18 protein-coding genes and 2 pseudogenes are annotated in these 24019 nt (G+C 73.3%); 10 read left to right on the top strand and 10 right to left on the bottom strand.

Annotation, left to right across the window (positions count from 1 at the left end; all coding sequences use genetic code 11):
* Positions 1-20 precede the first annotated feature (20 nt).
* The 7 genes and pseudogenes from J7462_RS20600 to J7462_RS20630 form a co-directional block, all read right to left on the bottom strand.
* The gene (locus tag J7462_RS20600) at positions 21-638 is read right to left on the bottom strand and encodes a DedA family protein (RefSeq protein WP_219465565.1); all 618 of its coding nucleotides are present in this window, start codon (positions 636-638) and stop codon (positions 21-23) included.
* Positions 639-745: 107 nt separating this feature from the next.
* Positions 746-2046: pseudogene (locus J7462_RS33005) on the bottom strand (adenylosuccinate synthetase).
* 80 nt (positions 2047-2126) lie between these two features.
* Positions 2127-3092 (bottom strand): hypothetical protein, encoded by a 966-nt coding sequence (locus J7462_RS20610; protein ID WP_219465566.1) that lies wholly within the window; start codon positions 3090-3092, stop codon positions 2127-2129.
* 10 nt (positions 3093-3102) lie between these two features.
* Complete coding sequence (locus J7462_RS20615; RefSeq protein ID WP_219465567.1) at positions 3103-4173, bottom strand: serine/threonine protein kinase; 1071 nt, start codon at positions 4171-4173, stop codon at positions 3103-3105.
* Positions 4170-4922: an NUDIX domain-containing protein gene (locus tag J7462_RS20620; protein WP_208565336.1), complete on the bottom strand. Its 753-nt coding sequence runs from the start codon at positions 4920-4922 to the stop codon at positions 4170-4172. Before J7462_RS20620 ends, J7462_RS20615 begins: the two co-directional genes overlap by 4 nt.
* Positions 4923-5004: 82 nt before the next feature.
* The gene (locus J7462_RS20625; RefSeq protein ID WP_219470521.1) at positions 5005-6084 is read right to left on the bottom strand and encodes a MaoC/PaaZ C-terminal domain-containing protein; all 1080 of its coding nucleotides are present in this window, start codon (positions 6082-6084) and stop codon (positions 5005-5007) included.
* Positions 6084-7529: a 3-oxoacyl-ACP reductase gene (locus tag J7462_RS20630; RefSeq protein ID WP_219465568.1), complete on the bottom strand. Its 1446-nt coding sequence runs from the start codon at positions 7527-7529 to the stop codon at positions 6084-6086. The genes J7462_RS20625 and J7462_RS20630 overlap by 1 nt, the downstream gene beginning before the upstream one ends.
* Positions 7530-7585: 56 nt before the next feature.
* Here J7462_RS20630 and J7462_RS20635 point away from each other — a divergent pair, with 56 nt between their 5' ends.
* From J7462_RS20635 to purB, 3 genes are all read left to right on the top strand, one after another.
* The gene (locus J7462_RS20635; protein ID WP_219465569.1) at positions 7586-8878 is read left to right on the top strand and encodes an acetyl-CoA C-acetyltransferase; all 1293 of its coding nucleotides are present in this window, start codon (positions 7586-7588) and stop codon (positions 8876-8878) included.
* A 324-nt stretch (positions 8879-9202) separates the two neighbouring features.
* On the top strand, positions 9203-9640 hold the full coding sequence (locus J7462_RS20640) for a hypothetical protein (protein ID WP_219465570.1): 438 nt from the start codon (positions 9203-9205) through the stop codon (positions 9638-9640).
* Between the two features lie 181 nt (positions 9641-9821).
* Positions 9822-11246, top strand: coding sequence for an adenylosuccinate lyase (purB, locus tag J7462_RS20645; RefSeq protein WP_219465572.1), 1425 nt, complete (start codon positions 9822-9824; stop codon positions 11244-11246).
* A 290-nt stretch (positions 11247-11536) separates the two neighbouring features.
* Here purB and J7462_RS20650 read toward each other — a convergent pair whose 3' ends face one another.
* Together J7462_RS20650 and J7462_RS20655 are read right to left on the bottom strand one after the other, a co-directional pair.
* Positions 11537-12154 (bottom strand): YbjQ family protein, encoded by a 618-nt coding sequence (locus J7462_RS20650; protein WP_219465574.1) that lies wholly within the window; start codon positions 12152-12154, stop codon positions 11537-11539.
* A 24-nt stretch (positions 12155-12178) separates the two neighbouring features.
* Positions 12179-12862 carry a DUF1986 domain-containing protein gene (locus J7462_RS20655; RefSeq protein ID WP_219465576.1) on the bottom strand — a complete coding sequence of 228 codons (684 nt, stop codon included), beginning with the start codon at positions 12860-12862 and terminating at the stop codon, positions 12179-12181.
* Positions 12863-13324: 462 nt separating this feature from the next.
* On the opposite strand from J7462_RS20655, the gene purS reads away from it, so the two are divergent.
* From purS to J7462_RS20675, 4 genes and pseudogenes are all read left to right on the top strand, one after another.
* Positions 13325-13585 (top strand): phosphoribosylformylglycinamidine synthase subunit PurS, encoded by a 261-nt coding sequence (gene purS / locus J7462_RS20660; protein WP_208565347.1) that lies wholly within the window; start codon positions 13325-13327, stop codon positions 13583-13585.
* Positions 13582-14265 carry a phosphoribosylformylglycinamidine synthase subunit PurQ gene (gene purQ / locus J7462_RS20665; RefSeq protein ID WP_219465578.1) on the top strand — a complete coding sequence of 228 codons (684 nt, stop codon included), beginning with the start codon at positions 13582-13584 and terminating at the stop codon, positions 14263-14265. The genes purS and purQ overlap by 4 nt, the downstream gene beginning before the upstream one ends.
* A 70-nt stretch (positions 14266-14335) precedes the next feature.
* Positions 14336-16778 (top strand): annotated as a pseudogene (gene purL, locus J7462_RS20670) (phosphoribosylformylglycinamidine synthase subunit PurL); the annotation flags it as partial.
* Positions 16779-17198: 420 nt separating this feature from the next.
* Positions 17199-17954 carry a 2-phosphosulfolactate phosphatase gene (locus J7462_RS20675; protein ID WP_219465583.1) on the top strand — a complete coding sequence of 252 codons (756 nt, stop codon included), beginning with the start codon at positions 17199-17201 and terminating at the stop codon, positions 17952-17954.
* Between the two features lie 220 nt (positions 17955-18174).
* Here the strand turns inward: J7462_RS20675 and J7462_RS20680 are convergent, their stop codons facing one another.
* Complete coding sequence (locus J7462_RS20680; protein ID WP_219465585.1) at positions 18175-20517, bottom strand: carboxypeptidase regulatory-like domain-containing protein; 2343 nt, start codon at positions 20515-20517, stop codon at positions 18175-18177.
* Positions 20518-20697: 180 nt separating this feature from the next.
* Between J7462_RS20680 and J7462_RS20685 the strand changes: the two genes are divergently transcribed.
* The 3 genes from J7462_RS20685 to purM all read left to right on the top strand — a co-directional run bounded on the left by J7462_RS20685 (position 20698) and on the right by purM (position 23938).
* Positions 20698-21021, top strand: a complete 324-nt coding sequence (locus J7462_RS20685; RefSeq protein WP_374197585.1) for a sterol carrier family protein — start codon at positions 20698-20700, stop codon at positions 21019-21021.
* A gap of 167 nt (positions 21022-21188) precedes the next feature.
* A complete protein-coding gene (gene purF, locus J7462_RS20690) occupies positions 21189-22724 on the top strand; it encodes an amidophosphoribosyltransferase (RefSeq protein ID WP_204958527.1) in 1536 nt (511 codons plus the stop codon).
* A gap of 59 nt (positions 22725-22783) precedes the next feature.
* A complete protein-coding gene (purM, locus tag J7462_RS20695; protein ID WP_219465588.1) occupies positions 22784-23938 on the top strand; it encodes a phosphoribosylformylglycinamidine cyclo-ligase in 1155 nt (384 codons plus the stop codon).
* Positions 23939-24019 lie beyond the last annotated feature (81 nt).

The raw sequence follows: 24019 nt of genomic DNA on the forward strand, positions 1-24019 counted from the left end.
GCCCCACCTGGCCGGACTGGTCAGTGGTGGCCGGCGGCGCGGCGGCGGGCCCGCAGACGCCACCAGCGGGCCAGCTCCAACAACCCGGTCACGGCCAGCGAGAGGCCGACACCGACGAGCAGCCCCCGGACCGGATCGCGTTCGAAGGCCAGCCCGCCGAAATAGCCGAGCAGCCCGCAGTACAGGCTCCAGATGACGGCGGCGACGGCGTCGAAGACCAGGAACCGGGGGAGCGGATACCGGACGGCACCCATGGTCAGGGTGACGGCGGTCCGGCCGCCGGGGACGAAGCGGGAGGTGGTGAGGATCGAGCCACCCCGCCGGTCCACCGCCCGCCGGGCCCAGTCCGAGCCGCTCCGGCGGCGGCTGCCGTCGGGCAGCCGGGCCAGCCGGTGTGCGCCGCCGCCCCGACCGATGCCGTACGAGACGTGGTCGCCGCTGAGCGCGCCGAGGGCCGCCACCGCGATCACGGCGGTGAGGTTCGGCTCGCCGCTGGCCGCGAACACCCCGGCGGTGATCAGGACGGTCTCGCCGGGCACCGCCGGGAAGAAGGCGTCGACCGCGGTCACCACGAAGATCACCAGGTACACCCAGGGTGAGGTGACGGTGTGGTGGAGCAGGTCGAGCACCGACTGCATGCCCTCATGCTCGACGCTGCGCCGCCGGCCCGGGGCCGAGTCGCCGGATCAGGGCCGCGGGCCGGGGCGGAGTCGCCGGGTCAGGGCCGCCGGGCCGGTCCGGTGGATCAGGTCTTCTGCGGGACCTGGTCGCTGGTCGGGGCCGGGAGCGGCTCGCCGGACGGCGGGGTGTGCTCCCGCTTGTCGGCGGCGGTGGGACCGTGCGAGGTGAGCACCACCGGGGCGGCCAGCGCCCCGGCCACCGCCGCCGGCCAGTCGGTGGGCGTGGGGTCGTACACCGGGCGGGTCCGCAGCAGGCGGGCGGTGAGGGCCGCCTGCCGGTCCAGGTCGCCGGGCGGGCCGGGGTGCAGCCGGTCGACGTCCTCGTAGCGGCGGCAGAGCCGCAGCGCGGGACGGGCGGAATCGGTGCGGGCCGGGTCGGGGTGGGTCAGGTCGAGGTGGGTGAGGGCGAGGCCGTCCACCCCACCGGCCACGTCCAGGGCGTACCGGTGGGCGACGGCGTCGAAGTGGCCGAAGCGGAACCGGCCCTGCCACGGGTTGGTCGGGTTGTGCGGATCGGTCAACGGCAGGGTCCGGTCCTCGGTGACCAGCGGACCGGGCCCGTGCCGGGTGGTGACCGTCCGCACCACCCCCAGCCGGTACGCCGACCCGGCCGCCCCCGCCTCGGCGAGCAGCGCCTCGGCGTTGGCGAAGGTGGTGGTGCTCCACGTGGTGTACGGGTGGAAGCCGTGCCACTCGTCCAGCAGCACCCCCTGTGCCCCCTCGAAGACGCAGGTCCCCGCCCGCAGCACCCCGGCCAGGTACGACCGGTCGACGATCGCCACCCGGTCGGCGAAGCCGGTGAACGCGGGCAGGCAGTCCGCCACCGGTGGGGCGTCCAGCGGGCCGAGTTCGGCGGTCAGCCGGTCCCGCAGCACGGTGAGCCGGCGGCGCAGCAGTTCCGGGTCCCGGCAGTCGGCCACCCGGGGCGCCTCGTCGGGGTGGGCGAGCCCGTACCGGACGGACTCGCCCACCCCCAGCCCGCAGGAGCCGTGCCGGGCGGCCCCCGGGCGATCTCCCGGAGCCGGTTGGCGGCCCGGTGGTACGGCGTGGCCAGCAACGCCTCCCCGTCGACGGTGAGCCGGTCGAGGGCGTCGGGTACCCCGACCGAGGCGAGGTGGTCGGCCTCGGCGGCCAGCGCCAGCGGGTCCACCACCTGCTGCCGGGCCAGGTGGGTGCGAACCCCCGGGTGGAACGTCCCCGCCCCGAACTGGGCGAACGTGTGGTGCCGGCCGTCGGGCAGCACCACGTTGTGGGCGGCCTGCGCACCCCCGTTGAACCGCACCACGGTGTGCACGTGGCGGGTCGCGCAGAGCCAGTCCACGACGGTGCCCTTGCCGGCGTCGCCGTAACCGAGATCGACCACGATCACGTGCCGGCCCGGTCCGGTCCCGTCCGGTCCCGTCGGGCCCGGACCGGGCCGCCGGGTCGCGGGGGCGGGGACGTCGGTCACAGCCGGGTCACCCCACCGGCGTGGCGCGACCCGGTCGGGGCCGGCAGCGTGGAGACCTCGGTACGCCGGCCGCCGGCCAGCGGGGCCAGCGCCTTCGACACCGTGCCGCCCGCGGTGGAGCCGGCCCGGTCGAGGTCCCGCAGCCCCTCGTCGAGGTCGATGGCCTGCTCGCCGAGGCCGACGGTGAGCGCGATGGTCTCGCAGACCGCGTCCAGGTCGTCGAGGACGACGGCGCGCTGCCCGAGCAGGTCCCGCCAGAAGTCGAGCACCTTGGCGTTGCCGGCGTAGTGGCTGCCGGCGGGGAGCAGGTAGTAGGTGTCCCAGCGGCGGGTCACCTCGTCGAGGATCTGCCGCAGCGGCACGTCCTCGCCGAGGTCGTCGCCGATCAGCCGGCGCACCTCCCGCCGGCTCACCCGGGGGTACGCCAGCTCGTCGCCGATGATGAACAGGTAGCCGCGCCGCCCGCGCTTCTCCCAACTGTCGGTGACCGTGTGCCGGGCCATGAAGTACATCGCCAGCTCGTACGACTCGGTCATCTGACCGCCGCCGCCGCCCTCCAGCACGATCCGGCCGAGGTCGGCGTCCATCCGGTTGTCCGACTCGAACTGCCCCACCTGCAACGGCACCCGGTCGCAGGTGGCGTCGCCGATCGCGCCGAACATCACCTGCGGGTCGCGGGCGTAGCCCTGGCGCAGCAGCAGCCCGAGCAGCTGCGGCAGCTTGGCCTGGAGGGTACGGGGCACGTGCCCCATCGAGCCGGTCACGTCGAACAGCACCGCGATGGGTGTCGACTGCGGGTGCTCGGCGTTGTCGCGGCTCTCCCGCAGGGCGTCGCGCGGGTCGAGCGCCGGGTGCACGGTGCGGGCCCCGCTGTCGCTGTAGGAGAACGCGCTGGTGCCCTTCTTCTTCCGGTAGCGGTCGGCGGCGTCGTACACGTCGGTGGACCAGATTCCGCTGCCCATGGCAGCCTCCCTAGGGGTTGAGGGTGAACGGTCGGAAGGTGCGCGGCCCGTAGAGCCGGTCGAGCACCTCGTCGAGTTCGCCCAGCAGTCGCCAGGCGTCGTCGGGTCGGGCGGCCAGCGCCGGGCGGCGGCAGCCGTCGGCGAAGGCGCGTAGTTCACGGGGGGCACGGTCGCCCATCAGCCAGCTCATGCACGCCGCGGCCATCGCCAGGTCGGTGCCGGGGCCGGCGGGCCGCCGCGCGGTGACCTCCGGCGGGTACCAGTCCTCGTGCCCGGGGACCAGCGCCGGGACGGTGCCGCCGTCGACGGCGGAGAAGCACCAGTCGACGAGCACCACGCCGTGCGCGTCCGGCTCGATCAGCACGTGCCGGGGGAGCACCGCGCCGTGCACCACGCCGGCCCGGTGGGCCAGGCCGAGGGCGACCAGCAGCCGCCGCCACATCCAGGCCGCGTCCCGGGCGTCCAACCCGTCGGGGTACGCCCGGCGTACCGCGTCGAGGTCGTGCAGCCCGGGTACGGCGGCGAGCACGGTGATCCGGCGTTCGGCCCCGCTGGCGGCGTCCCGGTGCCGGAAGGTGTCGACCAGCCGGGGCACGTACGGCAGGTGGCGCGGGTCGCCGCGTTCCTCGATCTGCCGCAGGGCGTGCGCCTCGCGGGCCAGCAGGTCGTTGTCGGCCGGGTCGCGGGGCAGCTTGAGCAGGCGGTCGGCCCCCACGTCGTAGAGGTCGGCGAGGTCACCGACGTGGGCGAGCGCCCCGAGTCGGTATCCCCCCAGCACGACGGTGGCCGGGTCGGTGGCGGCGCGGCCGTCCGGTGCCTGTCGGCCGGCGGTGCCCGTCGGGTCGCCGGGGGTGCCGGTCGGGTCGCCGGGTGCCGGGGTCCGGGTGGCCTGCCAGCGGGTGGTGACCTGGATGAACGCGTCGGTGGCGGCGGCGCGTACCTGATGGTCGAGCGCGCCCAGCCGGTCGGGGTGCAGGGCCGCGACCAGCTCGCGGTAGCGCTGCGCCGGGGTGTCGACGCCGAACAGGTCGGCGTCGGTGCGGGCCGCCGCGACCAGCCGGATCGCCTCGTCGGTCCTCACCGGACGGTCTCCTCCCGGGCGGGGCGCAGCAGCGCCGGGTGCAGCAGCCGGGCGTCGCCGGCCCGGTAGAGCCGGGCCCGGGGACCGCCCCGGGCGCCGCCGCGTTCGGTGTTGCCGCCGGTGCTCTCGACGAAGCCGGGGACGGAGAGCACCTTGCGGTGGAAGTTGCCGGCGTGCAGCGGGTGCCCCCAGACCGTCTCGTAGACGCCGCGTAGCTCGGCGATGGTGAACTCGGGGCCGAGGAAGCGGGTGGCCAGCGGGGTGTATTCGAGCTTGGAGCGGGCCCGTTCCAGCCCGTCGTCGACGATCCGGGCGTGGTCGAAGGCGAGCTGCCGGCTGGGCAGGGCGGTGACCGGCAGCCACCCGGCCTCGTCGGCGTCGCTGTCGGCGACCGGGTCGGGCAGGTCGGGGGCGAAGGCGAGGTGGGCGACGGAGACGATCCGCATCCGGGGGTCCCGGTCGGGGGCGCCGTAGCTGGCGAGTTGTTCCAGGTGGACCCGGCGCAGCCGGTCGCCACCGAGGCCGGTCTCTTCGGCGAGTTCGCGGCGGGCCCCGGTGGTGAGGTCCTCGTCGGGCTGGACGAAGCCGCCGGGCAGCGCCCAGTGCCCCTGGTAGGGGGGTTGGCCACGCCGGATCAGCAGCAGGTGCAGCGCGCCCTCGCGGATGGTCAGCGCCACCACGTCCACGGTGATCGCGGTCGAGGGGTAGGCGCTGGGGTCGTATCCGGCGAGGAAGTCCTGCTCGTTCACGGCGTCCCTCTCAGGTTGAGAATTACTCGATCTGAGAACAACTTAGCTCACGAAACGGCGGTGGGCAACCGCCGTGCGTCGTTCAGCGGACGGTGCCCACCAGGTGGGGGCGTCCGGTCCGGGTGTCGTGCAGGGCGAAGTCCCAGCCCGGGGCGGCGCTGAACGCCACCGTCGACGGCAGCGGCACCGGCAGCTTGAACCCCACCTCCACGGTGTACGCCTCCGGTAGCCGGCTCTCCAGGGCGGCCAGGCAGCGCGCCTTGCTCCACATGCCGTGCGCGATCGGCCGGGGGAACCCGAACAGCCGGGCCCCCAACCGGGAGGTGTGGATCGGGTTGTGGTCCCCGGAGATCCGGGCGTACTCCGTACCGACGCGGGGGGTGAGCCGCCAGTGCGCGGTGGCGGCCGGCGGCACGGGGCGCCCACCCGGGTCGCGCCCGGCACCCCCGCCGGCCCCGCGCTCCCGACCGAGGTACGTCGACACCCCGCGCCACACCTCCTCGCCACCGACCGAGCCGACCAGGACGACGTCGACCTGCCGCCCCCGGGCATGCGGCCGGAGATTCTCGGCGTACGCGACGAAGTCCCACGGTTCGTCGGCCCGGACCGGGCGGTGCACGGTGATCCGGTTGCCCACGTGCACCACCCCGGCCAGCGGGAACGGGAACTCCGGCAGGGTCATCAACCGCAACGCCAGCGGGAACCCCAGCACGTGCGGGTAGGTCGCCGGCAGCGTGTCGGCCAGCCGGAAACCGCAGACCCGGTCGTACCCGGCGAGGTGGGCCCGGTCGACGGTGACCCCGGCGACGGCCAACTCGACCGGGGGCGCGGCGTCCGGCCGGCGGGACCTGCCGATGCCGGGCAGCGCGTCGCGCAACGCCCGCCGGTAGAGCATGCCCGGCCTGGGCAGACCGGGCAACTCCACCCGGGCCCGCCCGGCCCGCGCCGCCAGGTCCCCGTCGGCGTGCCCCGCGGTCGGACCCCCGGTGGCGTACGCCGACAGGTCGTGGGTCTCGTCGACGCTGCGGTCGGGTCCCGGGCCGGCGGTGCGGGCGGCGGCCAGCGCGGCCGGTGAGATGACCTCCGTCGGCCCCTCGATGAGGTCGCCGACCGACAGTTCGCCGTCGCCGGACTCCTCGGGTCGGTTGCTGCGCCGCGCCATCACGCCCCCAGCAGACTCTGGCCGCAGACCCGGACCACGTTGCCGCTGACCGCGCCCGAGGCCGGCCAGGCCAGCCAGCCGATCGTCTCGGCGACGTCCACCGGCAGGCCGCCCTGGGCCAGGCTGTTCATCCGGCGACCCGCCTCCCGGACCACCAGCGGAATACGGGCGGTCAGCCGGGTCTCGATGAAGCCGGGGGCGACCGCGTTGACGCTGATCCCCCGCCCGGCCAGCGCCGGGGCGAGCGAGTCGACCAGGCCGATCACCCCGGCCTTGCTGGTCGCGTAGTTGGTCTGGCCCCGGTTGCCGGCGATCCCGGCGATCGACGAGACGGCGACCAGCCGGCCGCCCTCGGGGATCAACTCCCGTTCCAACAGCACGTCGTTGATCCGTTCCTGACTGGAGAGGTTGACGTCGAGCACCGCGTCCCACCGGTCGGCGTCCATCCGACCCAGCGTCTTGTCGCGGGTGATGCCGGCATTGTGCACCACCACGTCGACCCGCCCGTGCCGCTCGGCCAGGTGGTCGGCGAGCCGGGTGGGAGCGTCCGCCGTGGTGAGATCGAGCTGTACGGCGGTGCCGCCGATCTCGTTGACGACCGCCGCGAGGGCGTCCCCGGCCGCCGGGACGTCCAGCGCGACGACCTGCGCGCCGTCGCGGGCGAGCACCCGGGCGACCGCCGCGCCGATGCCCCGGGCCGCGCCGGTGACCAGCACCACCTGCCCGGCCAGCGGCCGGTTCCAGTCCGCCGGTACGACGGCCGGCCCGGTGCCGACCCGGACCACCTGCCCCGAGACGTACGCGGAGCGGCCGGAGAGCAGGAACCGCAGGGTCGCCTCCAGGCTGGTCGGGGTGCCGGCGTCACCGGTCGCGGTGACGTGGACCAGTTGCGCGGTGACGCCCCGACCGAACTCCTTGCCGATGCTGCGGGTCAGTCCCTCCAGGGCCCGCTGGGCGGTGGCCTCCCGGGGCGAGCCGCACTCGGCCGGCGGGGTGCCCAGCACGATCACCCGACCGCTGGGCAGCACCGCGCGGGCCTGCGGGTGGAAGAAGTCGTAGAGCTGGCGCAGGCCGGTGGAGTCGGTGATGCCGGTGGCGTCGTAGACCAGGGCCCCGAACCGGGCGGACGTCCCGCCCCCGGGCGGTGCGCCGCCGTTCCCCGCCCGCTCGTCCCGGCCTGCGGGTCCGTCGGCTGCGGCGGCGTCGTCGTGCCCGGCGGTGGGTGGCGTGGTGCCGGTGCTCACGTCGACCCCGGCGGCGGTGAGGATGGCGGCGACCGGGTCGGCGAGTCGGCCGCCGGTGGCCGCGCCGAGCAGGACCGGGCCGGGCAGCAGTGGGTCGCCGGGGCTGTGCCGGCGCAGTCGCGGTGGATCGGGCAGCCCGAGGCGCTTGACCAGCGCGCGGCCGGCCCCCGATTGGACGAAGCTCGCGTACCTGTCGGTCATGGGCGTAGCCTACTGGCCAGTAGGTTGTGGGCAAGTCCTGAAACGGAGGCGGGATCGTGCAGAGCATCCGGCGGGTCGCGGTCATCGGCGGCAACCGCATCCCCTTCGCCCGGTCCAACTCCCGGTACGCCAGCGCGTCCAACGCGGACCTGCTCGGCGCGGCGCTGGACGGGTTGATCGCCCGGTTCGGACTGGCCGGGCAACGGGTCGGTGAGGTGGTCGCCGGGGCGGTCCTCAAGCACTCGAAGGACTTCAACCTGACCCGCGAGGTGGTACTCGGCTCGAAGCTCGACCCGCACACCCCCGCGTACGACATCCAGCAGGCCTGCGGCACCGGCCTGGAGGCGGCGATCCTGGTCGCCAACAAGATCGCCCTCGGGCAGCTCGACGTGGGCATCGCCGGGGGCGTCGACACCACCTCCGACGCACCGCTGGCGATCAACGAGGACATGCGTCGCACCCTGCTCAAACTCAACAGCGCCCGGACCCTCGGCGAGCGGCTGAAGATCGCCGCCAAGCTCCGCCCGCACCAGCCGTTCCGGCCCGAGCTGCCGCGTAACGCCGAGCCCCGCACCGGGCTGTCGATGGGCGAGCACGCCGCCCGGACGGCGCTGCGCTGGCAGATCGACCGGCAGGCCCAGGACGAGTTGGCGCTGCGCTCGCACCAGCGCCTCGCCGCCGCGTACGACAGGGGCTTCTTCGACGACCTGATGACGCCCTACCTGGGGCTGACCCGGGACCAGAACCTCCGTGCCGACACCAGCCTGGACAAGCTCGGCGCGCTCCGGCCGGTCTTCGGCACCCGGGGCCCGGACGCCGAACAGGCCACCATGACCGCCGGCAACTCGTCCCCGCTGACCGACGGGGCGTCCACCGTGCTGCTCGCCTCCGAGCAGTGGGCGCGTGAGCACCAACTCCCCGTACTGGCCTGGTTCTCCTGGTCGGAGACGGCGGCGGTGGACTTCGTGCACGGCGACGAGGGGCTGCTGATGGCCCCCGCGTACGCGGTGCCCCGGATGCTGGACCGGGCCGGGCTGACCCTCCAGGACTTCGACTTCTACGAGATCCACGAGGCGTTCGCGTCGCAGGTGCTGGCCACCCTGGCGGCCTGGGAGTCGGCGGAGTTCGGCAAGGACCGGCTGGGGCGGGACACCCCGCTGGGCGCGATCGACCGGGACCGGCTCAACGTCACCGGCTCGTCGCTGGCCGCCGGGCACCCGTTCGCCGCCACCGGTGGCCGGATCGTGGCGACGCTGGCGAAGTTGCTCGCCGAGAAGGGCGGCGGCCGGGGGCTGATCTCGATCTGCGCGGCCGGCGGGCAGGGCGTCACCGCCATCCTGGAGCGCTGAGCCCGCTGCTGAGCTCACGCCACCACCCCAATCCCTGACCGCCTGCGGTGACCTGCTGAGTGTTCGCGCAGTTCGGGGCGGTGTTGCCGAGGCTTCCTACCGTGGTGTCAGCCCGCCCGGACGTCCTGGTGGCGGCGCCCCGTCGAGGAGTGTCATGCCCGGTCGTGCCCTGCTGCGTACCGCTGCCGTTGCTTTTGCCGTCGTGCTCGCGGCCGGCGGTTGTGCCCCCACCACGAGGGGTGTCGAGGGACCCCGGCGGGGTCGGGCCACGCGAGGACCGGCTCCGGCGATACCGGCACGGTCACCGACGGCGGGGCCCCGGGCGTGGGGATCAAGGACGCCGGTCCCACCGGCAGCCCTTCGACCGCCGGTCCCACCGGCAGCCCTTCGACCGGCGGCGGCGGGAACAGCGGCGGTGCCAAGTCCGGTACGAAGGCGAGCGGCCCCACCATCAGCTACTTCCGGGTCACCGACAAGCCGCGCTGCCCGGCCGGCACCACGGTCAACCCGATCGCCGGCGGCGGGGTGCTGATGGAGTGGCGGGTCGGCAACGTGACCTCGGTGGCCCTGTCGGTCGACGGCCCCGGCATCTACCGCGACGACTACCCGTCGGCCGGCAGCGAGGAGTTCACCTTTCCCTGCTCGGGCCGGGAGGGCGACATCCAGCGGCACACCTACACGTTGACGGCGCGCAACGCGCACGGCACGCAGACGAAGACCATCGTGGTCACCGCCCCGGTGCACGACATCCCGAAGGTCTGACCCGGGCCGCCGCTGATCACGCACCGACGGCAACCCCGCTGCACCGCAGGGAATACCTGGCACACGTACTCAAACGGGGGTGACCGGTCGCCGGCTTCACGCGGACACCGGGTGGCACGCGACCGCCGCCCTGGTCGGCCCGACCAGGGCGGCGGTCGTCGGGTAGGAGACAATGAGGTACGTGACGACGATCCCGAACGTGCTCGCCCACCGGTACGCCTCACCCGAACTGGTCGCCCTCTGGTCCCCGCAGGAGAAGGTACGGATGGAGCGGCGACTCTGGCTCGCCGTGCTCCGCGCCCAGCGGGACCTCGGCGTGGCGGTGCCGGACGGCGTGGTCGAGGCGTACGAGCGGGTGGTCGACCAGGTCGACCTGGCGTCGATCGCCGAGCGGGAGCGGGTCACCCGGCACGACGTGAAGGCCCGGATCGAGGAGTTCAGCGCGCTCGCCGGGCACGAGCACGTGCACAAGGGGATGACCTCCCGGGACCTCACCGAGAACGTCGAGCAGCTCCAGGTGCGTGCCTCGCTGGAGCTGATCCGGGACCGGGTGGTCGCCGCGCTGGCCCGGCTGGCCTGGCTGGCCCACGAGCACTCCGGCCTGGTGCTGACCGGCCGTTCGCACAACGTCGCCGCGCAGGCCACCACGCTGGGCAAGCGCTTCGCCTCGGCCGCGGAGGAACTGCTCATCGCGTACGAGCGGCTGGAAGACCTGATCGAGCGGTACCCACTGCGTGGCATCAAGGGTCCGGTGGGCACCGCCGCCGACCAGCTCGACCTCTTCGACGGGGACGCGGAGAAGGTCGCCGAGCTGGAGCGTCGGGTCGCCGGTCACCTCGGTTTCGCCCGGGTGCTGGACAGCGTCGGGCAGGTCTACCCGCGTTCGCTGGACTTCGACGTGCTGTCCGCCCTGGCGCAGGTGGCTGCCGCGCCGTCGTCGCTGGCCACCACGATCCGGCTGATGGTCGGTCAGGAGCTGGCCACCGAGGGCTTCAAGCCGGGTCAGGTCGGCTCCAGCGCGATGCCGCACAAGATGAACACCCGTTCGTCGGAGCGGGTGAACGGCTTCGCGGTGATCATCCGGGGCTACCTGTCGATGGTCGGCGAGCTGGCCGGCGACCAGTGGAACGAGGGGGACGTCTCCTGCTCGGTGGTCCGCCGGGTGGCCCTGCCGGACGCTTTCTTCGCCGCCGACGGGTTGTTCCAGACCTTCCTCACCGTGCTCGACGAGTTCGGGGCGTACCCGGCGGTGATCAGCCGGGAGCTGGAGCGCTTCCTGCCCTTCCTGGCCACCACCAAGATCCTGGTCGCGGCGGTGCGCCGGGGCGTCGGCCGGGAGGTCGCCCACGAGGTGATCAAGGAACACGCGGTCGCGGTCGCCCTCGCCATGCGGGAGAAGGGCGCCCCGGAGAACGACCTGTTCGACCGGCTGGCCGCCGATTCCCGCCTCGGCCTCACCCGCAGCGAGATCGACACCCTGGTCGCCGACCCCGCCACCTTCACCGGTGCCGCCCAGGCCCAGGTGGATGCGATCACCCGCCGCATCACCGCGGTCGTCACCGCCCACCCCGAAGCCGCCACCTACTCCCCACCCCCCATCCTCTAACCCCCTCCCCGCCTTCCCCACCCACCCACCCTCCCCGCCCGCCCTGCCCGGTGATCAAGAGCTTTGCGTCACCAATGAAGATCAACCAGCCCCAAACCTCTTGATCACGCCCCGCACGCGTGGCCGGGCATGGGCTCACCCCCGTGATCAAGAGGTTTACGTCAGCCGTGGAGATCAACCAGCCCCAAACCTCTTGATCACGCTCTCCGGGCCTGGCCAGGCGTCGGCTCTCCCCGGTGATCAAGAGGTTTGCGTCACTAATAGAGATCGAATTGGCGTAAACCTCTTGATCACCGGGGCCGAGGGGGGCGGGGCCAGGGGGGCGGGGCCAAGGGGGGTGGGTCAGGAGTTTCGGGTGGGGTTTCGGGGGCGGAGGTGAGGTTGGGGGCGCTCGCCGGTTCGGCGATGCCGCCGGGGGCTTCGGTGAAGCCGGGGTCGTGGGCGGTCGCGGCGGCGATGAGGGGCTGGTCGTGCGGCATCACGTCGGGGACCTTGGGTGCCACGATCACCGCGGTGCCGTAGGCGCAGATCTCCATCCACATCTCGCCGCAGTCGCGGCTGTCGAAGCGCATTCCCACCACGGCGTTCGCGCCGATGCGCAGGGCCTCCTCGCCGAGCCGGGCCACCGAGTCGGTACGCCAGCGGGTGAGGTTGTCCGGGGCCATCGGGTCGTACGCGCCGCCGCGCAGGTTCTTGACCCCCTCGCGGTACGGGTTCCGGGTCCGCGCCATCGACGACACCACTTCGCCGAGGATCTGGCGGATCTCGTAGCCGGGCAGTTGATCCGTCGTCACGACCAGCACGGTTCCGATGCTGTCAGTAGTCGCAGAGCGTCGGAGCGTGCCGTGTGTGGCTGGTCGGATGCTGCAAAACGAGGCGGCGCGGACGGCCGGCACGCGACCGGCCATCCGCACCGCGCGGGGTGGTAACCGTCAGACACCGGCCGTCGAGGTGATCCAGGCCCGGTTGTACGCGACGCTGCCGTAGTTCTGGATGCTGGACCCGTCGGCGGTGGAGGCGACGCCGACCTGCCTGCCGTCGTAGAACTGCGGGCCGCCGGAGTCGCCGCGCCACGCGTTGCCGTTGACCCGGGTGCTGCGGATCGCCTGGCCGCCGTACGCGTCGCTGGCGTTGGTGCTGGTCACCCGCACCGAGGCGGTCTTGAGCTGGCTGGACGCCCCGCAGCCGCTGTAGCAGGTCATGCCCCAGCCGTAGATGGTGTTGGTGGAGCCGACGGGCGGGTTGCTGCCGGCCAGGCTGACCGGGGTGTTGGTGACGGTGCTGGCGAGCCGCAGCAGGGCGAGGTCGTTGCGGGTGTAGGAGGCGCTGACCGTACGGGTGGTGCCGCCGGAGGCGTAGTAGACGCTGCCGACCCGGACGGACATGGTGCCGCTGACGCAGTGCCGGGCGGTGAGTACCCACTGGGCGGCGATGACGCTGCCGGAGCAGGTGAACGACCCGTTGCTGAAGACGGCGGCGGCCCAGGGGGCGGAGGAGACGGTGCTGCCGCCGATGATCGGCTGTGGGCCGGCCGGGGCGGCGGTGGCCCCGGAGGCGGCGACGAGGACACCGGCGAGGGCGGTGGTCAGCACCGCGAGCGTGGAGCGGAGGCGCATGTCGGGGGGCTCCTTCGGGTCGGGCCCGGGATCGCCGGGCCGGGTCGGCCGCCGGGGCGGGGGTGGCCCGCCGGTACGGCGACCATGCATCGACACTTGGCGATAGAGGTTAGGGGTGACCCGGCTCGTTCACAAGATTCTGATCTGGATCGGTCGATGTGACAGAGCTGACCCGCGACGCGCTCGTCCCTGTTTGTCGGATACCGGTCGCAAATCTGGCGTTGGACCACGTATTGCCTGCTCAGGACGGGTGTGTGGAGGCGACGCGTCGACAATCGGCAACAAAACCGCATCAGAGCGGCAACGAACGGATCTCGGCCGCCCGTCCGGACGACCGGTAACGTCGATCACTGCCTGAACTGCGCCCGGCCGGTGCGTCCGGACCGGAATCTGCCAGGTACGCTGGCCTCGCTCGCCCGTAGTGGGCCGGCACCCAACTGCGTACACAGTCAGGAGTGCCCAGTGCCTCGCGTCGTCGTCGACGTCATGCTCAAGCCCGAGATCCTCGATCCTCAGGGCCAGGCCGTCGCAAACGCGCTGCCGCGGCTCGGCGTCAGTGACGTCGCCTCCGTCCGGATCGGCAGGCGGATCGAGATCGAGTTCACCGGCGAACCGGACCTGGACCGGGCCCGGGAGATCGCCGACAAGCTGCTCGCCAACCCTGTCATCGAGGACTTCACGGTCCGGGTCGAGGCCGACGAGACCGCGGACGCGCACTCGTGACCGCCCGGGTCGGAGTGGTGACCTTCCCCGGCTCGCTGGACGACGGGGACGCCGCCCGCGCCGTGCGGATCGCCGGCGCGGAGCCGGTCCGGCTCTGGCACGGTGACCCGGAGCTGCACGGGGTGGACGCCGTCGTCCTCCCGGGTGGCTTCTCCTACGGCGACTACCTGCGTTGCGGGGCCATCGCCCGGTTCGCCCCGGTGATGGAGACCCTGGTCGACGCCGCCCGGGGCGGCCTGCCGGTGCTCGGCATCTGCAACGGCTTCCAGATCCTCTGCGAGGCCCACCTGCTGCCCGGCGCGCTCACCCGCAACCAGCACCTGCACTTCCGCAACCGGGACCAGGTCCTCCGGGTCGAGTCGGTCGGCACCGCCTGGACGAACACCTTCCAGTCCGGCCAGGAGATCCTCATCCCGGTCAAGAACGGCGAGGGCTGCTACGTCGCGGACACCGCCACCCTCGACGCACTGGAGGCCGAGGGGCGGGTCGTCGCCCGTTACGTCGGCGGCAACCCGAACGGTTCGCAGCGGGACATCGCCGCGATCACCAACGCTGCCGGCAACGTGGTCGGCATCATGCCCCATCCGGAGCACGCGGTCGAGGCGCTCACCGGCCCCTCGCTGGACGGCCTCGGCTTCTTCACCTCCGTGCTCAAGCACCTGGTGGGGACGCCGGCGTGACGGTGCGCGGCGGGAACATCGGTCGGCTCCACCGCCCCACGGGCGGGTACGAGCGCAGCGAGGAGAGGTCATGACCACCCACCAGGACCCGGCCGTTCGGGCAGCCGCGGGCTCCGGCCCGGCGGAGCCGCACGCGGCTGTCGCGCCCCCGGCCGGCACAGCCGCAGCCGGCCGGCACAGCGGTCCGACACCGGCCATCGACTGGACGGACGGCGTGGACACCGTGCAGCGGGCCACCACCACCGGCGACGAGCTCCAGCCGTACGCCGAGCTCGGCCTGCGCGACGACGAGTACGACCGGATCCGGCACATCCTCGGCCGCCGCCCCACCCAGGCCGAGCTGGCCATGTACTCGATCATGTGGAGCGAGCACTGCTCGTACAAGTCGAGCAAGGTGCACCTGCGCCAGTTCGGCGAGAAGGCCCCGCCCAGCGACCGGCTGCTCGCCGGCATCGGGGAAAATGCGGGCGTCGTCCGGGTCTCCGACACGCTGGCCGTCACCTTCAAGGTCGAGTCGCACAACCACCCGAGCTTCGTCGAGCCCTACCAGGGCGCGGCGACCGGTGTCGGTGGCATCGTCCGGGACATCCTGGCGATGGGCGCCCGCCCGGTCGCGGTGATGGACCCGCTGCGCTTCGGTGCGGCCGACCACCCGGACACCGCCCGGGTACTGCCCGGCGTGGTGGCCGGCGTCGGCGGCTACGGCAACTGCCTCGGCCTGCCCAACATCGGCGGTGAGCTGGTCTTCGACCCCTGCTACCAGGGCAACCCGCTGCTCAACGCGCTCTGCCTGGGCGTGCTGCCGGTCGACCGGTTGCAGAAGAAGGACGCCGCCGGCCCCGGCAACATCGTGGTGCTGCTCGGCGCGAAGACCGGCCGGGACGGCATCGGCGGCGTGTCGGTGCTGGCCAGCGCCACCTTCGACGAGGGCAGCGAGCAGCGCCGCCCGTCGGTGCAGGTCGGTGACCCGTTCATCGAGAAGCTGCTGATCGAGGCGTGCCTGGAGCTGTACGACGCCGAACTGGTCGTCGGCATCCAGGATCTCGGCGGCGCGGGCCTGACCTGCGCGCTCACCGAGACCGCCGCGTCGGCCGGCACCGGGATGCGGGTCTGGCTGGAGCGGGTCCCGCTGCGCGAGCCGTCGATGGAGCCGCACGAGATCCTGGCCAGCGAGTCCCAGGAGCGGATGCTGCTGGTCGTCACCCCGGACAAGCTGGAGTCGGTGCTCAAGACCGCCGAGAAGTGGGGCGTGCTCGCCACCGCGATCGGCGAGGTCACCGCCCCCGCTCCCGACGGCCGGCCGGGCCGGCTGCTGGTCACCTGGAACGACCACGTGGTGGTCGACGTGCCGCCGGGCTCGCTGGTCGACGACGGTCCGGTCTACGCCCGCCCGATGCGGGAGCCGGCCGACCTGATCCTGCTCCAGGCCGACCGGGCCGAGACGCTGCCCCGGCCGAGCACCCCGGAGGCGCTGCGGGAGACCCTGCTGCGCATGATCGCCTCGCCGAACCTGGCCGACAAGACCTGGGTCACCGAGCAGTACGACAGGTACGTGCTGGGCAACACCGTGCTGGCCCAGCCCGAGGACTCCGGCGTGATCCGGATCGACGAGCAGAGCGGCCTCGGGGTCGCCCTCTCCGTCGACGGCAACGGCCGCTACGCCCGCCTGAACCCGTACCAGGGGACGAAGCTGGCGCTCGCCGAGGCGTACCGGAACGTGGCGGTGACCGGTGCGAAGCCGATCGCCGTGACCAACTGCCTCAACTTCGGCTCGCCGGAGGACCCGGGCGTGATGTGGCAGTTCGCCGAGGCCGTCCGTGGCCTGGCCGACGGCTGCCTGGAGCTGGGCATCCCGGTGACCGGCGGCAACGTCAGCTTCTACAACCAGACCGGTGCCGCCGCGATCCACCCGACCCCGGTGGTCGGTGTGCTCGGGGTGCTGGACAACGTGGCCGACCGGGTGCCGATGGGCTTCGTCCCGCGTACCGGCGGCGACCACGACCAGTTGTTCCTGCTGGGCGACACGCACGTGGAGCTGTCCGGCTCGGAGTGGGCCTGGGTGACGCACGAGCACCTGGGCGGGATGCCGCCGCAGGTCGACCTGGGCCGGGAGCGTCAGCTCGCCGAGCTGATGGCCGAGGCCGCCCGGGTGGGTCACCTCAGCTCCGCACACGACCTCTCCGACGGCGGTCTCGCCCAGAGCCTGGTGGAGTCCTGCCTGCGTCGGGGGGTCGGGGCCCGGATCGGGGTGCCGGAGCGCTTCGCCGACGGTTCGCTGCCGTTCGTCTTCCTCTTCAGCGAGTCCGCCGGCCGGGTGCTGGTGACCGTCCCGCGCGGGCACGAGAAGGCGTTCACCGCCCTCTGCGACGAGCGGGCCGTGCCGTGGGAGCAGATCGGCGTGACCGACCCGGCGAGCGGCGCCCTGGACGTGCACGGCCAGTTCCGGATCGGTCTGGACGAGCTGCGGGCCGCGCACACCGCGACCCTGCCCCGGCTCTTCGGCGGGCCGGAAGCGGCCCAGGTGCAGGTCGAGGCGGTCCGGACGGGCACCACCACGATCGCGCCGGCCACCGTCGGGCAGCCGGTGGACGTGCCGGACCGGCAGCAGCCGGCGGACGCGGACGACCCGGCCGGCGAGGTCGTGGCCGCCCCGACGACCGCCGCGCCGGTCTCGGGTGGCCCGGTGCCGGGTGGTCCGGAGACCGGGACCGCGCCGGACGCCTCCGCTGACTCCACGCCGGCACCGGACGCCCCGACGGGCACCGCCCCGGCGGACGCCCCCTCCGGGGCGGGCGACGCGCCGACGGCCGGTGGACAGGGCACCGACGTACCGACGGCGGGGTCCACCCCGCAGGCCGGCGCGGACGACGCCGCAGCCTCCGGGGCCGGTGACGGCGACGGGCAGCGTCCGACGCCCGACCAGCGCTGAGGCGGTGGCCTCGGTCGTCCACGCCCAGCCCGGATCGGGTGCCCGCTTCGACTGGGGGCTGACCGGGGCGGCGGAACTCGGCCGGGTCTGCGCGGTACTGGTGGTGGTGGACGTGCTGTCGTTCACCACCGCCGTCGAGGTGGCGGTGGCCCGGGGGATGCGGGTCCACCCGTTCCCCTGGGGCGAGCAGGCAGCCGACTACGCGGTGCGGGTCGGCGCGGTGGCCGCGGTGGGTCGCCGGCAGACGAGCGCGGAGCACCCGTGGTCGCTCTCCCCGGCGGCCCTGAGCAGCGCACCGCTCGTCGCCGATCTGGTGCTGCCGTCACCGAACGGTTCCGCGATCAGCGCCGCCGCCAGTGCCACCGGGCGGCCGGTGGTCGCTGCCTGCCTGCGCAACGCCCGCGCCGTCGGGCATTGGCTGCTCCGCCACGGGTACGGCGGGACGGACGCACCGGTGGGGGTGGTGGCCGCCGGTGAACGCTGGCCGGACGGCACGCTGCGCCCCTCGGTGGAGGATCAGTTGGGCGCGGCCAGCGTGCTGGACGCGATCTCCGGGGTGCCCGGGGGACTCTCGGTGGAGGCGGCGGTGACGCTCGCCGCCCTGGCCAGCACCCCCGACATACCGGCGGCGGTATGCGGGTGCGTCTCCGGTCGGGAGTTGATCGAGGCGGGCTTCGCCGGTGACGTCGAGGTCGCCGTGCAGCGGGACGTCTCGACCGTGGTGCCGGTGCTCCGCCAGGGTGTCTTCTCAGCCGGCTGAAGCGGCCCGGTGTCTTCTCAGCCGGCTGCAGCGGCCCCGGCCGGCGCGGACCGGCCCGCTGCCGGTGGCTGCCCCGCCGCGACACCCGGGCCCAAGCCGGCCGTCGACCTGGGCTGTCGGGCGTTCCCGGCCTGACCGTTGGTCGCCCGGGCGTGGGTCAGCGCGACTGCGGGCCGCCCGGTGTGTCGGGCGGCCCGCAGTCGTCGGTGTCGTCGGTGGGTCAGTCGTCCAACCAGTCGAGGCGGCGTCCGCCGCGCTCCGGAGCCGACCCGTCCGGCCGGGCCCGTCCGGCCGGGGGCTGGTCGTGGCCGGCCTGTGGCTGGTCGCCGTAGTATCCACCCTGCTGCTGGTCGTAACCCTGCTGGTCGTACCCGCCGGTGCGCTGCGGCGGCGGCTCCTGACCGTATCCGCCCGGTGACTGCTCGGCACCGTAACCACCGGTCTGGCCGTACCCGCCCTGCGGGGAGCCGTAGCCGGGTTGCTGGTCGTAGCCCGGGCCCTGCTGGTCGTACCCGGCGGGCTGGTCGTAACCACCCTGGTGGGCCCCACCACGCTGCTCGTAGCCGCCGTGCTGACCGCCGCCACGAGGGTCGTAGCCGCCCTGGTGGGCACCCCCGCCCTGCTGGCCCCCGGCGGGCTGGTCGTAGCCGCTCTGGTGGCCCCCGGCGGGCTGGTCGTACCCGCCGTGCTGGCCGCCGTAGCCCTGGGCCGGACCGGAGTCGTAGCCGGCCTGCTGGCCGTAGCCGCCGCCGGGGTAACCGCCGGTCGGCTCCCCGCCCCGGCCGTAGCCGCCCTGCTCGGGCTGGCCGTAACCGGCCGCGCCGGACTGGCCGTAGGCGTCCGGCTCCGGCTGGTAGGTGCTGGTCGGGTAGGGGTCGGCCGCCGGGGCGTACGAGGTGCTGTCGCCGGTGTACCGGCCGGTGGGCTCGTCGTAGCGGTCGCCGCCGTAACCGCCGGCCTGCTCCTGCGCCGGATAGCCGGCGGCACCGGCCGTCGCGCCGTAGTCGCGACCGCCGTAGCCACCGCCCGAGGCGGGGGCGTTGCCGTAACCGCCGCCGGAGGCGGGGGCGTTGCCGTAACCGGCGCCCGAGGCCGGCGCGTTGCCGTAGCCGGCGCCGGAGGCCGGGGCGTTGCCGTACCCAGCGCCCGAGGCGGGCGCGTTGCCGTACCCGGCGCCGGAGGCGGGCGCGTTGCCGTAGCCACCAGCCGGTGCGGGCGACGCACCGTAGGCACCCGCCGCGCCGGCAGCTCCTGCCGCACCGGCTGCGCCGTAGCCGCCACCGGAGGCGGGCGCGTTGCCGTAACCGCCCGGCTGGCCGTAGCCGGCCTGGCCGGCGGGCTCCTCGCCGTAGCCGCCGGCACCGGCCCAGTTGTCCTGCGGTGCGCCGTAGGGCTGCGGCGGCGCAGCGTACGGGTCCGGCGGGACGTCGTCGACGACCGGTCGTTGCAGCATCGTCGGCGCGTCGCTCAGCGCGGAACTGCCGACCATCGTCGGGTCGGGGCCGGCACCGACCCGGTTGACGACCCGGGTCTGGTCGTCGGTGCCGCGTGGGCTGCGGGGACCGGGGACGCCGCCCGCCGCTCCGGCACCGGCCGGACCGTCGCCGTCGTCGGCGTTCTTGCGGCGGATCCAGAGCAGCACGATGGTGCCGACACCGGCCGCCACCAGCAGGCCGCCGAGCAGGATGATCAGGAAGGAGCCGAATCCGCTGTCGTCGTCCTGGGACGCCGCCTGCTGCTGCCCACCGGTCGGTTCGGTGGTCTCCTCGGCGGTGGTCTCCCCGGTCGTCTCGTCCGTCGGCGTCGCCTCAGCCGTGGTCGACGGGGTGGCGCTCGGGCTCACCTCGACCTTCAGGGCCAGGCTGATCCGCTGGTTGCTCAGGCTCTGCCCGGCCCCCGCGCTGATCGGCTTGGTGGCGACGATGCCGTCCTTGCTGGCACCGAGGACCATCGAGCCGGGCGCGATCGGGTTCGCACTGGACCCGGTGATCCGGAAGTTGCCGCTGCCGTCGCTGGTGGTGTTGAACTGCTTGCCGGTGGAATCCTCCAGGCCCACCACCGCGTTGGGCACCGCGTCTCCGGTGGCCGTCACGACCACCTTGCCGGAGATCGACTTGACCGTCGGCTTGTCCTGCGGCGCGGTGGTCTGCGGCGCGGCCTTGGCCACCAGGGTCACGGTCGTGCTGGCCGAGTTCTCGGCACCGTTGGCGTCGACGGCCTTGACGGTGATGGTGGCGGAGCCGTTCGACGCGTCGTCGGCGAGGCTGAAGGTGGCGCTGGACCCGCCGCTCTGGTCGACCTTGGTGCGACCGCAACCGTCCACGCAGCGGAGCTTGCCGTTGCTGGAGGTGACAGAGACGTCGACCGGGGAGTCGTCACCCACGGTGAGCGAGTAGTTGACCCGGGTGGACTTCCCGGCCTCGACGGAGCTCGGGGACGCCGACACGTTGGTGACGCTCGGAGCGGCGAAAGCGGGTGTGGCGGGGACGGTGAGCAGGGCGCCGGCCACCAGCGCTACGACCACACCGGCCCGCTGCGTCCAGGCACGTCGGTGTGTTGACACGTCAACCGCCTTCCGGTCTGACCTCCCCGGCGGGGGCCGGGGATCATCACGGTACGAATACGCCGTCGGCAACTATGCCTTGTCTGACCGGATCGGCGCGACCCAGGGGCCAGCGTGGCATCCGAGAGTCAGGGGTCGTATCGTCCCGTCGTGTCCTCTCCGCACATTAAGTCCGCCGCGGTGCTGGCGGCGCTGACGGCGCTCGATGAGGGGCGTACGCCCGAACGACCGGTGTATCGGGAGGCGGTCCGTACCCTTCTGACCGTCCTCGCGGAGCGTGCCCCCGGCCGATCGGTGGAGGTGCGTGTCCCACCTTACGGTGCAGTTCAGTGCGTAGCGGGTCCGCGACACACGCGGGGCACCCCGCCGAACGTGGTGGAGATGGCGCCGGACACCTGGTTGGCGCTCGCTACCGGTCGGTTGTCGTGGGCGCAGGCGGTCACGGACGGTCGCGTACAGGTGAGCGGAAACCGGGCGGACCTCGCCGACCATCTGCCGCTCTAGCTGCACCGTTAGGCGCGAGCGGGTGACTGGGTGGAGGGGGATCGTGACTTTCTGTATTGACTCGTGTTCGCGTACACTGTCAGGCGACGACAGTGGTCCAGGGCCGAAAGGCGCGGAGCAGCCCCCGGCTCCGCCAGGCCAGTCCAGACCAGCATGAGGGAGCGGCAGTGCCCCGAGGCGATGGCCGGCTGAGCCACGACCTTGACCCCCAGCGACCCGGCCCCCAGGACGCCTGTGGCGTCTTCGGCGTCTGGGCCCCGGGTGAAGAGGTTGCCAATCTCACCTATTTCGGTCTGTACGCCCTCCAGCACCGCGGCCAGGAGGCCGCCGGCATCGCGGTGAGCGACGGATCGGGTGTGGTGGTCTACAAGGACCTGGGTCTGGTGGCCCAGGTGTTCGACGAGCCGACGCTGAAGAGCCTGCGGGGCCATCTGGCGATCGGGCATGCGCGTTACTCCACCACCGGTGGCTCGACCTGGGAAAATGCCCAGCCGACGATCCGTTCGACCACCTCGGGCACCACGATCGCCCTGGCGCACAACGGCAACCTGGTCAACACCGCCGAGTTGCAGAAGGAGGTCGCCGAGCGCGGCCTGCTCGACGACGGGGCCACCAACGACACCTCACTGGTGACCATGCTGCTGGCCAGCCGCCCCGACCTGTCGGTGGAGGCCGCCGCGCTGGAGGTGCTGCCGCAGCTGCGCGGCGCGTTCAGCTTCGTCTTCATGGACGAGTCGACCCTCTACGCGGCCCGTGACCCGCACGGCGTCCGCCCGCTGGTGCTCGGCCGGTTGGAACGCGGCTGGGTGGTGGCCAGCGAGACCGCCGCGCTGGACATCGTCGGCGCGAGCGTGGTGCGCGAGGTCGAGCCGGGTGAGCTGATCGCGATCGACGAGGAGGGGCTGCGCTCCAGCCGGTTCGCCGCGCCGGAGCCCAAGGGCTGCCTCTTCGAGTACGTCTACATCGCCCGCCCGGACGCCACCATCGCCGGCCGCAACGTGCACGCCGCCCGGGTGCAGATCGGCCGGCAACTCGCCAAGGAGCACCCGGTCGAGGCGGACCTGGTGATTCCGGTGCCCGAGTCGGGCACGCCGGCCGCCATCGGTTACGCCGAGGCGTCCGGCATCACCTACGGCGCCGGCCTGATGAAGAACCCGTACGTCGGGCGTACCTTCATCCAGCCGTCGCAGACCCTGCGTCAGCTCGGCGTACGACTCAAGCTGAACCCGCTGCGGGAGAACGTGCGGGGCAAGCGGCTGGTCGTGGTCGACGACTCGATCGTGCGCGGCAACACCCAGCGGGCGATCGTGCGGATGCTCCGCGAGGCGGGTGCGCTGGAGGTCCACGTCCGGATCTCCTCCCCGCCGGTGAACTGGCCGTGCTTCTACGGCATCGACTTCGCCACCCGGGCCGAACTGCTGGCCAACGGGCTGGACAACGAGGGCATCCGGCGGTCGATCGGCGCCGACACCCTCGGTTACGTCTCGCTCCCCGGTCTCATCGCCGCGACCGAACAACCCCGCAGCCGGCTCTGCCGGGCCTGCTTCGACGGGGAGTACCCGATCGACCTGCCGGCCGGGAACCTGATCGGCAAGCACGTGCTCGAAGGGGTGGGCCGGCGGGTCGCCGACGCCCCTGACGCTCCGGAGCACCACACACCGCTCGTCGCCACTCCGGGCGGCGCGACCGCCCACCGCCCGTAGTACACCGGGGCCGTCCGGCCACCGTCGGCGCGGCACCGAGAACCACAAAGGGGAGAACCGTGACCTACGTGTCCGAGCGCAGCGGCGCAGGAAGTAGCCCGAGCGGCGCCGGTGGCGACCGCCAGCCCTGGACGGCGGGCACCAGCCGCACCAGCCGCAAACGCTCGGTCTCGTACGCCGACGCCGGGGTGTCGATCGAGGCGGGCGACCGGGCGGTGGAGCTGCTCAAGTCCAAGGTGAGGGAGACCCGGCGGCCGGAGGTCATGGGTGACCTGGGCGGCTTCGCGGGCCTGTTCCGGCTGGACACCAAGAAGTACAAGAACCCGATCCTGGCGTCCTCCACGGACGGCGTGGGCACCAAGCTGGTCATCGCCCAGCAGCTCGACATCCACGACACGATCGGCATCGACCTGGTCGCGATGGTCGTGGACGACCTGGTGGCCTGCGGGGCCGAGCCGCTGTTCCTGCTCGACTACATCGCCACCGGCGAGGTCGTGCCGGACCGGGTCGCGGAGATCGGCGCGGGCATCGCCGACGGCTGCCGGTACGCCGGCTGCGCGCTGCTCGGTGGCGAGACCGCCGAGCACCCGGGGGTGCTGCGTCCCGACGAGTACGACGTCTCCGCCACCGGGGTCGGTGTGGTCGAGGAGAGCGAGATCCTCAGCCCGGACCGGGTCGAGGTGGGCGACGTGGTGATCGCGATGCGTTCGTCCGGGCTGCACTCCAACGGCTACTCGCTGGTGCGGCACGTGCTGCTCGGGGCGGGCCGGATGCGGTTGGACGTGGTGATCGACGACTTCGGTCGGCAGCGCACCCTGGGCGAGGAGCTGCTCACCCCGACCAAGATCTACGCGCAGGACTGCCTGAAGCTGATCACCGAGGCGGAGGTGCGTTCGATCGCCCACGTCACCGGCGGCGGCATCCCCGGCAACCTGGTCCGGGTGCTGCCCGAGCACGTCGACGCGGTGGTCAACCGGGCCACCTGGAAGCCGCAGCCGATCTTCGACCTGATCCAGTCCAAGGGCCGGATCGAGGACCCGGAGATGGAGTCGACGTTCAACATGGGCGTCGGCATGTTCGCCATCGTCTCCGCCGAGGACGCCGACCGTGCGCTGGCCACCCTGGCCGGCCGGGGGGTGGACGCCTGGCAGGCCGGCGAGATCATCGAGGGCACCGGCAACGTCCAGATGATCGGCCAGCACACCCGGGGCTGATCGTCGGGGTTGATCGGACGGGCACTGGTCGGGGGTTCACCCGAGCGGCCGTCGCCGCCTAGCCTGAAGGACACTTCGGGC

The organism is Micromonospora sp. RL09-050-HVF-A (genome assembly GCF_019374995.1).
GTDB classification, from domain to species: Bacteria; Actinomycetota; Actinomycetes; order Mycobacteriales; family Micromonosporaceae; genus Micromonospora; species Micromonospora antibiotica.